Genomic DNA, 15,606 nt, shown 5'->3' on the forward strand with positions numbered 1-15,606 from the left:
CCCATCCGAAATTATTTCCCTCTGAATAAACAGACAATTTCGCGAATAATAACTTATAGCTAAATATAGTTTAATCCTGCGGTATAAGGGAAGGGTAAGGCCTGTCCATTAACCGCGCCTTTCTTATATTCCGGGTTGAAGAAAAATTGAAGCATTTCTTCTAGTGAAAGCTGAATCGTTTTCCCGGCAATGAAGAGCTGTCCAGCCCCTTGCCCTTTGTTCCAACTTAATGATAGACTTCCTCGTAATTGCTTATAATAAGGGGCCGCTTGTTCAACCAACCGGTCCGGGTTAATGATTAAAATCGTCCCTTGGTTGCCTTTGGTTTGATACTCATAACCCTCTAGTGCTTTCTGGAGAGCAGAATCATGCCAAGGTACAGGAAGCGAGATTTCTGTCAGTTCCTCACGGTTTAGCAGCTCCTTTGCAAGCTGAACCACATCATAAGGTTCCCCTGCCCACTCAATTCCAGTCGCCTTTGCAGAGTCATCCAAATTATTAGGAATACCCGCTGCCAAAAAGGCTTTAACTTCGCCGTCATTCTTAAGGACTAGCACTTTGTGATGCAGGTTCAAACAGCTCGCATAAGCCTCTGCTTCAATAAGGATTGCGAAGTCCTGAACACTCAAATCATAGCCCGTCTCACGTTCTCTTGCCAAACGAGCACAGGCATGCAAATCCTGAGGCTCCATCTCCCTTATTGTCAAGCCAGAATTAAGCGGTTCGGAAGTCCTAGAAACTTTATAATGATTCACCTGTCCAAAGGGCCTGCATCCGACACGGGTATATAGGGACCGATCACCAGAAACAAGCAGCAAGCAGGCTTCCGTTTGCTTCAGATCTTCTAGAATCTGATCAAGAATAGCGGCGGCATAGCCCTGACCACGGTGGCCAGGATGTGTACAGACCGACCCGATGGAGTAAACTTGAAGCCTGGCCGGCCCTACCTTAATCGTCGAAGGAACGAGTCCAAAGAAGGCCACTAGTTCTCCGTCAACAAATCCGCCATACGAATGCGAAATAACATCTGGCAAAAAGATGCTTGGGAAGGCTAGTCCCATTGATTTTTGATGATCATTTCGAAAAACCCTATCTGACAATCTATAAGCCATCTGTTCCTCACCGCGCTGCAATCGGCGAATTTCCACCATTTTGATTTCCCCCATTCCGTTTAGCCTCTATATTAATCACTATAATTCGTTAACCTAATCCTCAATTCCTTTTTAGTTCTTTTAATTTTTAGAAAAAATCGCCCTTTCTCAAAGAAAAGGGCGATTTATAAAAGCCTGATCAAAATCCAGTAAAGCCACCGAACAGGCTTACAATATAGGAACTCAGCTTTGGCATCCAATCAAAGAAGAGGAGTACCCCCATCACAATCATGATAATCCCGCCAGCTTTGGTCAATACCGAGCTATAGGTCCGAATCCACTTCAATCGGCCAATGAAAAAGGCAAGAACAACAAACGGAACAGCAAAACCCAGGACGTAAGCTGCCATATAAAATAGTCCAAGCCCAGGGTTAGCGATGCCCATTGCCATTACAGACACAAGGATCGGTCCCGAGCAAGGGGTCCAGCCTGCCGCAAAGCCCATTCCAATTAAGATGGATCCGAAGTAACCAGCAGGACGGTTTTTAAAGGTGATCTTCTTCTCCTGCATGAGAAATTCAGGCTTAAATACACCAACGACTACAAGCCCAAATACAACGATCAGAATTCCACCGATACGTCTCAAGAAATCCCCATACAAACTGAACAATTGACCAATGAAACTGGTCGACGCGCCTAGCGCAACGAAAATGATTGAAAATCCGAGCAGAAATAATAAGGCGTGTAGAAGGGCACGGCGCTGCCTCATGCCTTTTTGATCTCGTAATTCCTCTACCGATACCCCTGTGACGTAAGACAAAAAACCGGGATAAACCGGAAAAGTACAAGGTGAAATGAAGGAAAGCAAGCCCGCACCAAAAGCGAGCAGTAACGTCACATGTGCAGCCACCCCAGGTCCCTCCTTTACACAAGCAAATAATCCAATTAATAAGAATCTTATGTCTACAAGGTTAGTATTATCTCTAGATTACTATTTTTCTTGAAGTATGGGAAGGGCTGCTAGTGTTCCGTGAGGCAAAAACACGTTTTCTTTAATTGTAACGGACACCCAGTCCGTTACAGCCACTTTTTCCCCTCTTCGACCCTTCATTTCGCCCTCTAACGGACTCAGTGTCCGGTAGAGTCCGGTTGTCCGGTCCGATCTAGCCCTGGGGCTCGGCCCGGTCCTGATCGCGCCTCCCCGATTGCTTAAGGTCACTGTAACGCCTTAAATCTCCCAATCAATGGTTACTTCATGACCAGTTTTAGAAGACTCACAGATCGCATCTAGTACAAGATTATTTTTAAGACCTGTCATAGCAGAGGTAATAGGTTCTTTTCCTTCTCTTATACATTCTAAGAAGTGCTTGCTCAGCAGCAGGCGGTCCTCAATTTGTCCTTCTGGTTTTACAAGATCAATATCAATCGCACGGTCAAATTTTTCAGTGACTAGTGTACACCGATCACCCACTAAAGAAGCACCGCCTTCAGACCCCATCAAATGAACAAATGGTTGATTATCGCTTGCCATATTGACAGCCCAGCTGACCTCTAAGGATAGAGTGGCCCCATTATCCATTTTAATTAAGGCGGTTGCTAAATCCTCCACATCAAAGTGACCGTTCCAATTAGGCTTCCCCCATGTTCCGATTCCTTTTTTCTTAGGACCAAATGCGGCATAGGTTGAGCCATAGACTGAGACAGGCTTCGGGTCACCCATGAGGGACAAAGCGAGATCCAACATGTGCACACCGATATCAATGAGGGGGCCTCCGCCTGATATTTCTTTCTGTGTAAACCAAGTTCCCCAACCTGGAATCCCTTTGCGGCGCCACCAGCCGGTTTTGGCATTGTAGACATCCCCGATTGCCCCAAGGTCCATTTGTCGTTTCATTTCAAGCATCTGCCATTGCCAGCGCATTTGATGTCCGACCATTAACACGTTTCCTGATTCCCTCTGAACCCTAACAATTTCTTTAGCCGCTTCTCCATTAATCCCCATTGGCTTTTCTAAAAGGACATGCTTGCCTGCTTTTAAGGCTTGAATAGCAAGAGGAGCATGAAAAGCGTTGGGTACGCCAATAATGACCGCATCCACTTTGTCATCCTGAATGAGTTGCTCAGCTGATTCATGAATGGTATCAATCGCGTACTCTTTAGCTGCTTTTTCTGCAAGCGGACGGAAGTCATCGGTTACTGCGGCGAGCACCGCTTCATCCTTCAGCTGACTAAACACACTCATATGAACGTTGCCAATATTTCCCGCTCCAATAACACCTAAACGAACCTTACCCTCTGACATCTATTGTCCCTCCAATTATTTATTAAATTCCTTGTTTTTTCTAATGCTTCTTGGACCCCTGCCGCTCCCCAACCTTCTTGGATTGGGAGAACACTTTGACCCAGTTTCTCGCCGTTCCCTTTCTATTACTTCTCTAATTCAGCCTGCCAAGCCTTTACGCGTTCAAGGCTCACTTTGACTTCTTCTGTTGGATCATAAGTATGGGGTTCATGCTCCACGGTCATTGGCCCCGTAAACCCAATCTCCTTAAGTGCAGCCATCACACCTTTGATATCCACGATGCCGTCTCCAAGCGCACAAGTATCATGAGCTCCTGGCGCTTTTACATCCTTTAAGTGAACATGGACGATATAATCCTTTAAATCATAAACGGCTTGAACAGGATCATAGCCTTGTGTAGCAAACCAGCCTGTATCGATGGCTGACCCCACCCAAGGAGAAAAAGGACCAACCTTATCAATGACCTCTTGAGGCGTTTTTTCAGGATGATTTTCCAAACCCACTTTAATCGTGTAAGCTTCTGCTAATTCACTTACCAAAGGACCGTTATCAGGGTGAAAACCTTGTGCAAAGACAGGGGCTCCAATTGCTTTTGCCGTTTCAAAAATTTGGACAGCATCCTCGTGTGTGATCCCTGGCTCCCCAAAACCCGCTGTATAAGAGATCACACTCATCTCATACTTCTTCAAAATGGCATTGGCCTGCTCAATCATTTCTGGCGTTGCTTTAAACGGATCAAGATGGGCCACCCATAACTCAATAGCATCAAACCCCATCCCTTTGATTTCTAAGATTAACTCCTCAAACTTAGCCGAAAATTGAGGGCCGTGGAACGCTTCAACTGTTGCCTGATGACATTTTCCCCAATCCAAGCTATCGGTATAATTCAATTCTCGTGCCACAAAATTGGCTGTCATAAACGCAAACGTCATCCGTCTCTCCTCCTATAAGTTACAGGGTTTTAATAAATATGTTAAGCTAAAGTTATCGGAAAAGCGTGTCACTTTTTCAGCAGTCTATCTCATTTTTTCATCTAAAGGGGGCTTGGGCCAACATGACGGTTCTTCCATTGTATTTATCAGACTATCCCAATATGAACAGCCATTTCCCCTTCCATCTTTCCATTCATACAATCAAGACCTTATTTCCTTCTCACCGGCATGATTTTCTTGAGTTTTCACTTGTCATTAAGGGACACGGAACTGAAATAGTGAACGGCAAGCCGCATCCAATGAAGCCTGGAACCTTCACCTTCATTTCACCCTATCAGATCCATGAAATTCATTCCGATACACACTCACCGTTAGAACTTTATAATTGTAATTTTGACCTTAGTCTTTTTGAAATGAGTTTGGGTGAGACCGACCTGAACCGTTTTCTTATGGGGGAAACGAATGCCTATCCAGTTCCTGCTTATCTTCAATTAGATGAAGAGACCTATCAGCAGTTTGAGGCTCTTTTGCGAGAAATGCTTAAGGAGTATAACGGGAATGAAACGGGGCGAGAGCTGTTAATTCGAGCCAAGCTTATCGAAGTTATGATCCAATTTATTCGTTTAAGAAAAAATAGGCATCACCTTCCGCCTGAAGCTGCCTCTTCTTATCCAAAAGGAGTGGTTTGGCAGGTTGTTCACTATATACATAACCATTATCAAGACCCCCTTTCCCTCACTCATTTAGCCAAACTTTTTAATGTCAGTGCACCTTATTTAAGTGAACAATTCAAGCAGCAGATGGGAGAAAGCTTCGTCACATTTCTGCATGAAGTGCGCTTGCGCCATGCCTGCAGTCTACTGATCTCGACCGACTCTCCTGTCACAGCCATTGCCCACGAAGTCGGTTACAATTCCTTTAAGACCTTCTCCCGTGCCTTCCGCAGCTTTAAAGGGACCACCCCATCCGATTATCGAGCCAAATAGGAAACGAAGGGACGGTTCTCTTGTTCCATTTAGGAGAACCGCCCCTGAAGCTGGTCATCTCATCACCTTTTTCTAGGCACTTCAATAGGATATTAAGTGACTAAATGAAGAGGAGAGGCCATTTATGTATCCTGAATATCCTTATTTTAAGAAAACCACTCAGAGTAAAGAGAAGATCTTATCTTTTCCCCCTCAACATCAGGTTAGGCAGCCTGGGATTGAATCCATTATGTACCCCCAGCCTATTATTGAAAACCCCGCATACAAAGGAAGCGGTAAACTCAAAGGAAAGACAGCTATTATTACTGGAGGAGACAGCGGGATCGGTGCGGCGACAGCCATCGCCTTTGCCAAAGAGGGAGCGGACCTTGTTATTCCTTATTACAGTGATTATGAAAAACAGGATGCGGATCGAACGCAAAAACGTATTGAAGAGCTCGGTCAAAAAGCCATCATGATTCCGGGAGATTTACGTGACCCGGACCATTGCCAATCTGTCGTTGAAACAGCACTCGATACTTTTGGTCAGTTAAATATACTTGTAAATAATAACGGCGTTCAGTTCCCGCAGGAGAGCCTCCTAGATATCTCCATTGAGCAGTGGGATGCCACATTTAAAACCAATATCTACGTCTTTTTTTATATGTCAAAAGCCTCCTTACCTCATTTAAAAGAAGGGGATGCGATTGTGAACACGGCTTCTGTCGTGGCCTACGAGGGGAATAAAAAACTAATTGATTATACCGCAACCAAAGGAGCCATAGTCGGCTTTACACGTGCCCTCTCTCAAAATCTTGCCTCACAGAATATTCGTGTCAATGCGGTTGCACCTGGTCCGATTTGGACACCTCTTATTCCTTCAAGCTTCTCAGCGGAAGACGTGGAAACCTTTGGCCTAGACACCCCTATGAAACGTGCTGGCCAACCTTTTGAACTCGCACCCGCTTATGTCTATTTGGCGTCAGATGATTCCAGATATGTAACTGGACAGGTCATTCACGTCAATGGCGGAACAATGGTCAGTTCCTGAAGAAAATAAGAACAGACCTCTATTGAAAGAATCACAGCTTAAAGAGGTCTGTTCCCACTGCCTTTATTAAAAAACAGCACTTGCAAGTGAGCCACCACAAGCTATTGCCGTTTCTAACCAAGAAATACTACATTAACGGATCTACTAATGCCTCACACAGGCAATTCAGTTCACTACACTCAAAACAGGTCCAATTTGAATAGCTATCCCATTCCCATTCATAGAGCGCTCCATATTTGAAAATCGATAAAAACTTGAAGGAACACTCTGCCCGCCATCCGTTTCCCTTCCATTATTCATTGGTTTTCCGAGACGTCTCTCTGAATCAAATTGCAAGCGTAAAATATGTGACAAGAGAGAGTAAAAGAGATGTAATGACCATAGCAATGAGCGGGCGCAATGCCTTCGTCCTCAGAGTAGCCAAACTCACATTCAATCCTAAACCAATCATGGCCATTGTAAGAATAAAGGTTGTAAAACTAGATAGCGTGTTTAAGAATGACCCGGGCACAGGAATCACTTTGCCAAACCCATATGTCCCCAATAGACTCATAATAATAAATCCTGCTAGAAACCAAGGGTATTCAAGCTTCACCGGCTCATTTTCTAGTTTTCCCTTTCGCTTCATCCAAACCATTAGGATAAGGCTGACAGGGATAAGCAGGAACACACGCCCCAGCTTCGCGAGCAGGGCAATGGCTAAAGCATTAGGACCCGCTGGTGCCCCGGCTAAGGCCACTTGGGCAATCTCATGTAAGCTTACACCTGACCAAATCCCGTAATTAGAAGCTGATAACGAGACATGGGTTCTTAGAATCGTATACAAAATAGAAAAAATCGTTCCGACGAGCGCAATAATCCCCGCACCAATTGCAGTGTCCTCTTCCTTTGCCTTTACAATTGGTGAAACAGCGGCAATGGCAGCTGCCCCACAAACTCCTGTTCCGATCCCTAGCAAGAGGGACAAATCAAAATCTGCTTTAAACCACTTAGCGAGAAGGAGCATCACAATTATGGCAAATACAATGGTGCCAGCCCCTCTTACAAGAAGACCGAGCCCCTGATGCAGCACCACATCCATATTTAGTTTGAGGCCAAATAGGATGATGGCCAAACGAAGCAATCGTTTTGAAGCAAATTGAATCCCCGCCCTCAGCTTTTCAGGGTAGCCCCAAAACTGTCGATAAAGAACGGCGATTATAATGGCACAGGCCAAAGGGCCAACCGATTTAATTCCAGGGAGTTTAGCAAGACCGAACCCTAATAATGCAATGACGAAGGTAAAACCAACTCCAGCTATCCAATATCTCCACACAGAAGAAGGAACCGCTTTTGTTTTTTCCTTATTGATCATCTGCGTTACCTCCAAATTATGACTTCTGACTCTAGCTTAATCCCTGATTTAACATAAGTAAAATAGATTATTATGATTGTAACCATAACCTTTTAGTTATGGTTACTCCATTCTGTTCGGTCAAGGCTGGCCATCACCATCTAGAACGAAAACTCAGGTTCATAGTTCCCTAGTCTTAAGCATATATGTCTAACAAAGCGTGTCTGTCAGTAGGCTTTGTCATTCATTACCTTTCTAGGGAAGGATCGTGATCATGCGCAGCCCTCAACTCAACCGTCATTTTATATCACTTATTATCTTTAGTCTTTTATTTTTGGCCTTATCTCTATTATACGAACAGCCTTTTTTATCTCAAATCAATTTAACACTCCAACGATTGATCTATAACTATTCAAATGGCGCTTATTTGGACTTCTTTACAAGAATGACCCGTCTAGGATCGGCTCCCTTATACATTATGGTGAGTCTCATTCTCATGCTTGGTCTAAGTCTCATGAAAAATTACAAAGGGCTTATTTTTGTACCGATTAATCTCATTGGCTCTGCCTTGTTGAATGTTTTATTAAAGCATTTACTACTAAAGCCTCGACCTGAAGTCGAGCATCTCGTGTATGCCGGGTCCTATAGCTTTCCAAGCGGTCACTCCATGAATGCGATGGTTTTCTACGGCTTTCTTGCTTTCTTGCTTATGGAATTTTTGGGGCCTATTTGGGCAAAATGGCTAACCTTATTAATTGCTGCCTTGTTCATTCTCTTAATTGGGATGAGCCGTGTTTATTTAGGGGTCCATTATCCTCTCGATATTATTGGAGGCTATTCAGCGGGGCTTGCTTGGCTATCTTTAATCATTTTTATCTATAAACAAATTGAATCCTAGAAACATTATGTAAATATTAGTTTATAATAGGGGATAGCTTTCATTTCGCAACTTTTTTCAGAGGTGATAGGAATGGACCAATCCCTTCTTGTCTTTGTGACTGTAGCCGAGCAAGCTAACTTCACACGGGCAGCTGACATTTTACATATGACCCAACCGGCCGTCAGCAATCACGTTCACTCCCTAGAAAAACAGATGGGGACAAAATTATTAGATCGGACCAACAAATATGTCAAACTTAATAAGGCTGGAGAAATTGTCTATCACCATGCCAAACAAATATTAGGCCTGTATACAAAAATGGAGAGCCTTCTCGCCGACTTAACCCAGATGGCTAGCGGGGCTCTAAAAATTGGTTCAAGTTTTACGTTTGGTGAATATATTTTACCGCACTTAATCGCCAAACTGCATGATCAATACCCTTTAATTCAGCCCAGTGTGACAATTGAAAACTCAACCCATATCATTGATTCCGTCCTTCGTCATCAGTTAGACATTGGCATTATTGAAGGCGGCGACTTTTCAGCGACACGTGTCAACATTACCCCTTTCATGGAGGATAAGATGTCCATTGTTGTCTCAAGCAACCATCCTCTATTATTTAAAAAAAACCTTGTCCCGAAAGACCTTGAAAAAGAGACATGGATGATTCGTGAGGAAGGGTCCGGGACAAGAGTACTGCAGGATACTGCTTTTAACCAGATGGGCATTTCCCCGCAGGATACCATGTCGTTTGGAAGTACACAGATGATAAAGGAATCCATTGAAGCAGGGCTTGGTATCTCGCTTCTTTCAGAGTCAACCATGCGCAAGGAGCTCAAATGGGGATCCTTGTCCATTTTAAAAGTGGATGGCTTCCCAATGACACGGCAATTTTCTTTGGTGCTGCCAGATGAAACCTATCATACCAAAGCAACAGAAGTGTTCATTACGCTTCTTCAATCTTTACAAGAGTTTTAAAACGAGCGAAATTTCAGCCGGTTACGATGCAGGTTTCTCGCCTCTGACATCTAATTCGCCTTGACTCACACCACCAGAGTGACTGATTTCAATCTGGTAGCCCCCGCCATTTGGTACAAACTTAAAGAGGTGTTCAAAGGGACGGTCCTTCGAATAATTACCTTTTATATGATAAGACCCATAGTAGTTTGGAATGAGTCGCCAGCGTTTTCTAATAACCGCGTATTGGACAATTTGATTTTTAGACACCGATTGGATCCCCTTTATTTGAACAACGCGGTCCCGAACTTTAAAAACAGGAGTATACTCCACAACAACTTCTTTACCCAACTCCCATTTTAGAGTAGCTTGCGTTCCTTTCTGACGACTCCTCCTCCAAAGAAAGAGAACGGAGACCACCATCAACAAACCGAAGAGAACAAACAGATTTACCATGCTCATATGCAAAGACCTCCTTTGTTAATTCCCTTCACAATTAGTTTATGAAAGTGGTACAAGTCTTGCGAAGGCTCCCATCGCCCTTTTTTAAAAGGGGCATGACGTTACGCTTGTTTCACGGGAGCGGCGGATAGGCGGATGGGCGGGGGTGGCTAATAAGCGAATCTGGTTACGCTTAATTTTAAAAATAGACGGATTTCGGCTAGTTAGCGTATTCTCGTTACACCTATTTTATTTAGGCGTAACGGCGTTTCCTTATTCTCTGTTTTTTCGCTGTTTTCCGGGGTTTAGCGTATTCTCGTTACGCCTATTTTATTTAGGCGTAACGGCGTTTCCCTATTTCCTAATTTTTCACCGTTTTCCGGGGTTTAGCGTATTCTCGTTACGCCTATTTTATTTAGGCGTAACGGCGTTTCCTTATTCTCTGTTTTTTCGCCGTTTCCCGGGGGTTTAGCGGATTCTCGTTACGCCTATTTTATTTAGGTGTAACGGCATTTCCTTATTCTCTGTTTTTTCGCCGTTTCCCGGGGGTTTAGCGGATTCTCGTTACGCCTATTTTATTTAGGTGTAACGGCGTTTCCCTATTCTCTGTTTTTTCGCCGTTTCCCGGGAGTTTAGCGGATTCTCGTTACACCTATTTTATTTAGGCGTAACGGCGTTTCCCTATTTCCTGTATTTTCGCCGTTTCCCGGGGTTTAGCGTATTCTCGTTACGCCTATTTTATTTAGGCGTAACGGCGTTTCCCTATTCCCTAATTTTTCGCCGTTTCCCGGGGTTTAGCGTATTCTCGTTACACCTATTTTATTTAGGCGTAACGGCATTTCCCTATTCCCTAATTTTTCGCTGTTTTCCGGGGTTTAGCGTATTCTCGTTACGCCTATTTTATTTAGGCGTAACGTCGTTTCCCTATTTCCTGTATTTTCGCCGTTTTCCGGGGTTTAGCGTATTCTCGTTACGCCTATTTTATTTAGGCGTAACGTCGTTTCCCTATTTCCTGTATTTTCGCCGTTTTCCGGGGTTTAGCGTATTCTCGTTACGCCTATTTTATTTAGGCGTAACGTCGTTTCCCTATTTCCTAATTTTTCACCGTTTTCCGGGGTTTAGCGTATTCTCGTTACGCCTATTTCATTTGAGCGTAACCAGGATTCGCTATTTCCCTAATTTTTCGCCGTTTTCCGGGGTTTAGCGGATTCTCGTTACACTTGAATAGCCGCCGCGGTTAACGCATGCACTCCTCCTCAAACGAAAAGAACCTTTCCAGTAGTAGGGGAAAGGTTCTTCTCGTACGGGTCTTCTAATAGTTTTTGGCTCATTGCTTAAATTCCTTCGCAAAGGATTCTATTGGCTCTTTACTTAAATTCTTTTGCAAAGACTTCTAATTGTTCTTCATCACCATTAATTAAGATTCTGTCTCCATAAAGCAATTTTGTATTCCCGTGCGGTATGATGACTTCATCGTTGCGGATGATTTGCAGCACTAACGCATTGCCAAGAAACGGTAAGCTTCGAAGGGTCACGCCGCTGTAATCCCAATTTCGCATTTTAATTTCTTTAATATGTCCGTCTTGATCGGTTATCAACCGCATCAGACTAGGATTCATAATCATAGCTTTGAGCAATACCTTAGAAGAATACAGCGTTGAAAAAACACCATAGCCTTCATTCTTAATCAACTGATCATGAAGAATCGGATTTTCGGCCCTGACAATAACATGCTCCATTCCTTTGTTCTTAGCATAGGAAGCGATGTCTACATTCAGCTTCTCATTGGGAGTCGCAATGACCACAATCTTGTTGTCAAATGCCTTATTCTCATCTAATTCTTGAATGGAGAATTCATTTAAGACAAGTTTTGTAAGATGGCTGGACTCTTCCAGATGATCAAACCGGTCATTTGCCTCTTGATTCCCATATACCACGACTTTATAATCCTGCTTAACAAGCTCGATAGCAACCGGCAACGTAATCTCATTCGCTCCAAGAATCGATACCGTTAATAGATCTTCCTGCTGCTTTGGAAAGATAGCCTTAAACAAGATCGGTGAGACAATCGATGTCAATACCCCGACTAAAATCAAGGCAGAAGATTGAGTCGCTGAAATAATCCCTAACTTAGTTCCAATACTGGTGGCGGCAATGACTAATGTCAGCTTGGACGACAATAACAAGCCAGAGCCAATGACTCGGTCCCATGTATACCACTTTTTCAAAATAAGGGTTGGAATGACTTTGGCCACATACATAGCCACAAGCAATAACGGAATTAAGAGCAAGGTTTTCGGATTGGTCAAGGTATCCTGCAGTTCCATCTTGGCTCCAACCATGACAAAAAAGGTGGGAATAAAAAAGCCGTAGCCAAATGAATCGAGCTTTCGGACCATCTCAGGATTCGGCGACAGCAAGGAGACCAATGCCCCTGCTAAAAAGGCCCCAAGTATACTCTCTGCACCAACTGTTTCCGAAATGGCTACTAATGCAATTATAAGAGTGAAAATGGCTCTTGTATCAATTTGCACGTTCCCCTTAGCCAACTTGTCAACATAAGGGAGTTTCTTCATCCCCTGCAGCAGAAAATAAAAAATTACGCCGGCTCCGAACAAAATCAAAATTAGCCATGTGTTTTGATTGCCTTTAGAAAAAACAGAAGCAAATACCGTCAAAAGGACCATTGTCGCCAAATCCCCGACAACTGCAGTTAAGAGAATGGTTTGACCAATTTTTAATTTAGAGATGTTGGCATCTCTTAATGCAGGTACGACAATACCCAGTGAAATGGTGGAAATGACGAGTGTTAAAAACATGGCACTTTTGGTCAAGTGGATTTGCTTAAACATCAGTGACAGGAGATAGGAAATGATGAGGACACCGATGAAGATCGATAAAGCGACGAACAGAGAATTCGGTTCCTTTGCTTTATTTGCAGCCTTTTTCTGCTTTTGGAACAGCAAACGAAAGTCGATTTCAAGACCGCTTAAAAACATTAAAAAGATAAATCCCAATGATGAGATGATATCAAGCCAATTATTAAGATGAATAAAATTAAAGCCGCTTTTTCCGAGGATGATCCCTGCCACTATTTCTGCAACCACAACAGGTACGATATGTAATCGAAATCTCTGAAGGAAGATAGGAATTAAAAAAGAGGTGATCATGACAAGCATTAGTGAACCCACGAACAGCATGCCTCCTTTTCATTTCAATCATATTTAGATGAGCTTAGAGGTACAGTTTAACATAGTTATATAAACGAACTCTAATCATAGCGTTCGACCTGACAAACCTTTTTGAGGACCTCTAACTCGGGTTAGGATATTAACAACTCCTTCATCCCTATTCGTTTTAGTTTAGCCAAATTCCATTTATTTTGTCACCTGTCTTGACATATTTACTGACAAATAGGCTATTTTCTGGTTGCAGTTCCGTAAAACGCCCCTCACCCTGGGAGGCTATCGATTTTTGAAGTCACCCTCTTGTAAAGTGAGCGTAGAAGTGCCTTTATGGAAAAAGTAATTGAGAAGCATACACCACAATCGTGACAGTTATGATGCTAAATAGAGTCGAAACGAGCACAGCTTGGGCGGCATATTCAGGATGGTTATTGTATTCCAAAGCAAAGAGGGAGCTATTCCGATTAGTTGGAAAGGAGCTTGCGATCAATAAAGCCTGAGCAATAACACCATGCAAGTGTAGGACTATGATGATGAGCAGCGCCAAACAAGGCGAAACAAGCAATCGAACAATGAGCGTTAAAATTAATGGAAAAGAAAAACGGCTGATTTTCAGAAAAGCGCTTTGTGCCCCCAATGTGATCAATGCGATCGCGACAAAGGCATTGGATACGTTTTTAATAGGGGACCACAAAAAGTCAGGAAGCTTTATTGAAAAAGAGTGAAAGAATAAGCCTAGAAGGAAGGCATAAATAACAGGCATCTTCAAAAAGACTTTAATAGCCCCGAACCCCTTATTTCTTACCGATAAAGCATTATATAATCCGTAAGTGTAAGTAAGCAGGTTTTGAACGATTAGAACAACCACCTGAACAGATGCCCCCAAAGGATTATGTTCAAACACAAGTTGACTGACAGGCAGACCAAAATTTCCAGAATTCATTAAAACAACGCTATTTTTAAAAGTAGAGGAAAGACTTCGCTCAAACTTAAATAGCCTCGACAAGCCTGAACTTAGAATGATCATACACAGATTTTGCAGAAGAAGAAAACCAATGACATGAATAACCTCCGCCCCACCCATCTTACTTTGATAGAGATTAGCGAAGCTCACCGCCGGCATTAACAAATAAGTATTGATTTTCGACAATGTGTTCATATCAAACTTAAATAGACGGTGAAGCCATGCTCCAGCAGCAATTAGCAGAAAGATAGGCAAAATAATATGAATCAAGATCAGAAACAAAACATTCATAAGCGCCAAGCATTCCTTTCTATCCCCAGATGACCAAGACACAAAGCCGTGAATTCGCATAGCCTTGCTCTTTTATTTTATATTATATGATGGTTTTTCCCACGAATTAAAACACTAGAATAAGAGTGCCCTCAATTTCCTATTATGAATTCTGTAACTTTTGATAACTGACTACGTATTTATTCTTAGAGCCTATCTACTCAACAAAATAAAATCAATGAAAAGCAGAAACCCTAGGAGGCATTTTTATGGACTATCATATAAAAGGAAGCACCATGCAATCGTTGCAAATTCATCTTGAAGATGGGGAATCCATATATAGCGAAGCGGGATCCCTGCTCTCTATGTCCCCAACCATTGAATTAAACACCAATTTTACAGGAGGAGTGGGCGGTGTTTTTAAACGAGTCATCTCAGGTAATACCGCTGTTCTCAATCATTTTAAGGCTGTTAAAGGGGACGGTCATGTCTCGTTTACCACCCGCATGCCCGGTCATATCGTTTCATTAAAGATGGATGATTACCGCTCCATCCATGTGCAGCGCCATAGCTTTCTTTGTGCGGAAGAAACCGTCGCCCTTGATGTGGTTGGGAATATGGGTCTGACAGGCTTTTTTGGTGGAAACGGATTGATTTACAACAAGCTTGAGGGGAGCGGACTCGCTTTCATCTCCGTTGACGGTGAAGTTGAAGAACTGGATCTCAATGAGGGTGAAACGCTTTTGGTACATCCAGGGCATCTCGCGGCTTATGAATCAAGAGTTAGCTTTGAAGTGCAAAGTATGAAAGGCTTTAAAAATATGTTTTTGGGCGGTGACGGTCTGTTTTTAGTAAAACTGACAGGCTCCGGCAAAGTTTGGCTCCATACCTTAAGCCTTCATGGGTTAGCAGAAGTTATAAAACCGTATGTAGGAAAATAAAAGCGAGTCGTTCCAATAACGTGGAGAAACTCTAACCTCGCCGTATTGAATAAAGCTTGGGGTTTTTCCCAAGCTTTTGCCTTTAATAGGAGTCGCTACCGTGGATTTGATAAATAAGCGGAGAATTTTCTCTTAATTAGAAAATAGCACTGAAAATAGCTTGAATAGACGGAAAAATTCCGGCTATTCACTCCAGAAAGCCTGGATCGGAGGTGTTTTTCCCTGCTTAACCGGAAAACCTCCGCTTATTTGCCCGCATCTGAGCTCTATTTTACCGTCTAACCGGAAAATCTC

The 15,606-nt window shown here is 43.0% G+C and carries 13 protein-coding genes; 5 read left to right on the top strand and 8 right to left on the bottom strand.

Annotation, left to right across the window (positions count from 1 at the left end):
• Positions 1–59: 59 nt before the first annotated feature.
• The 4 genes from PU629_RS21215 to PU629_RS21230 all read right to left on the bottom strand — a co-directional run bounded on the left by PU629_RS21215 (position 60) and on the right by PU629_RS21230 (position 4,325).
• Positions 60–1,151, bottom strand: coding sequence for a GNAT family N-acetyltransferase (locus PU629_RS21215; protein WP_275282007.1), 1,092 nt, complete (start codon positions 1,149–1,151; stop codon positions 60–62).
• 139 nt (positions 1,152–1,290) lie between these two features.
• Complete coding sequence (locus PU629_RS21220; protein WP_275282008.1) at positions 1,291–2,001, bottom strand: cytochrome c biogenesis protein CcdA; 711 nt, start codon at positions 1,999–2,001, stop codon at positions 1,291–1,293.
• A gap of 318 nt (positions 2,002–2,319) precedes the next feature.
• Entirely contained in the window at positions 2,320–3,393 is a 1,074-nt protein-coding gene (locus tag PU629_RS21225; protein WP_275282009.1) for a Gfo/Idh/MocA family protein, read from the bottom strand.
• Positions 3,394–3,518: 125 nt separating this feature from the next.
• The gene (locus PU629_RS21230; protein WP_275282010.1) at positions 3,519–4,325 is read right to left on the bottom strand and encodes a sugar phosphate isomerase/epimerase family protein; all 807 of its coding nucleotides are present in this window, start codon (positions 4,323–4,325) and stop codon (positions 3,519–3,521) included.
• Between the two features lie 122 nt (positions 4,326–4,447).
• On the opposite strand from PU629_RS21230, the gene PU629_RS21235 reads away from it, so the two are divergent.
• Complete coding sequence (locus PU629_RS21235; protein ID WP_275282011.1) at positions 4,448–5,311, top strand: AraC family transcriptional regulator; 864 nt, start codon at positions 4,448–4,450, stop codon at positions 5,309–5,311.
• Between the two features lie 124 nt (positions 5,312–5,435).
• Positions 5,436–6,341: an SDR family oxidoreductase gene (locus tag PU629_RS21240; RefSeq protein ID WP_275282012.1), complete on the top strand. Its 906-nt coding sequence runs from the start codon at positions 5,436–5,438 to the stop codon at positions 6,339–6,341.
• Positions 6,342–6,666: 325 nt separating this feature from the next.
• Here the strand turns inward: PU629_RS21240 and PU629_RS21245 are convergent, their stop codons facing one another.
• Positions 6,667–7,695: a YeiH family protein gene (locus PU629_RS21245; RefSeq protein WP_275282013.1), complete on the bottom strand. Its 1,029-nt coding sequence runs from the start codon at positions 7,693–7,695 to the stop codon at positions 6,667–6,669.
• A 253-nt stretch (positions 7,696–7,948) separates the two neighbouring features.
• On the opposite strand from PU629_RS21245, the gene PU629_RS21250 reads away from it, so the two are divergent.
• Together PU629_RS21250 and PU629_RS21255 are read left to right on the top strand one after the other, a co-directional pair.
• Positions 7,949–8,572 carry a phosphatase PAP2 family protein gene (locus PU629_RS21250; RefSeq protein ID WP_275282014.1) on the top strand — a complete coding sequence of 208 codons (624 nt, stop codon included), beginning with the start codon at positions 7,949–7,951 and terminating at the stop codon, positions 8,570–8,572.
• Positions 8,573–8,644: 72 nt separating this feature from the next.
• Positions 8,645–9,532, top strand: coding sequence for a LysR substrate-binding domain-containing protein (locus PU629_RS21255; protein ID WP_275282015.1), 888 nt, complete (start codon positions 8,645–8,647; stop codon positions 9,530–9,532).
• A gap of 21 nt (positions 9,533–9,553) precedes the next feature.
• Here PU629_RS21255 and PU629_RS21260 read toward each other — a convergent pair whose 3' ends face one another.
• From PU629_RS21260 to PU629_RS21270, 3 genes are all read right to left on the bottom strand, one after another.
• The gene (locus PU629_RS21260; RefSeq protein WP_275282016.1) at positions 9,554–9,973 is read right to left on the bottom strand and encodes a hypothetical protein; all 420 of its coding nucleotides are present in this window, start codon (positions 9,971–9,973) and stop codon (positions 9,554–9,556) included.
• Positions 9,974–11,319: 1,346 nt separating this feature from the next.
• Positions 11,320–13,131, bottom strand: coding sequence for a cation:proton antiporter family protein (locus PU629_RS21265; RefSeq protein WP_275284510.1), 1,812 nt, complete (start codon positions 13,129–13,131; stop codon positions 11,320–11,322).
• A 334-nt stretch (positions 13,132–13,465) separates the two neighbouring features.
• Positions 13,466–14,392: an AEC family transporter gene (locus PU629_RS21270; RefSeq protein ID WP_275284511.1), complete on the bottom strand. Its 927-nt coding sequence runs from the start codon at positions 14,390–14,392 to the stop codon at positions 13,466–13,468.
• 248 nt (positions 14,393–14,640) lie between these two features.
• Here PU629_RS21270 and PU629_RS21275 point away from each other — a divergent pair, with 248 nt between their 5' ends.
• On the top strand, positions 14,641–15,312 hold the full coding sequence (locus tag PU629_RS21275) for a TIGR00266 family protein (protein WP_275282017.1): 672 nt from the start codon (positions 14,641–14,643) through the stop codon (positions 15,310–15,312).
• The last annotated feature ends 294 nt before the right edge of the window (positions 15,313–15,606 follow it).

It is taken from the genome of Pullulanibacillus sp. KACC 23026, assembly GCF_029094525.1.
Classification (GTDB): domain Bacteria; phylum Bacillota; class Bacilli; order Bacillales; family Sporolactobacillaceae; genus KACC-23026.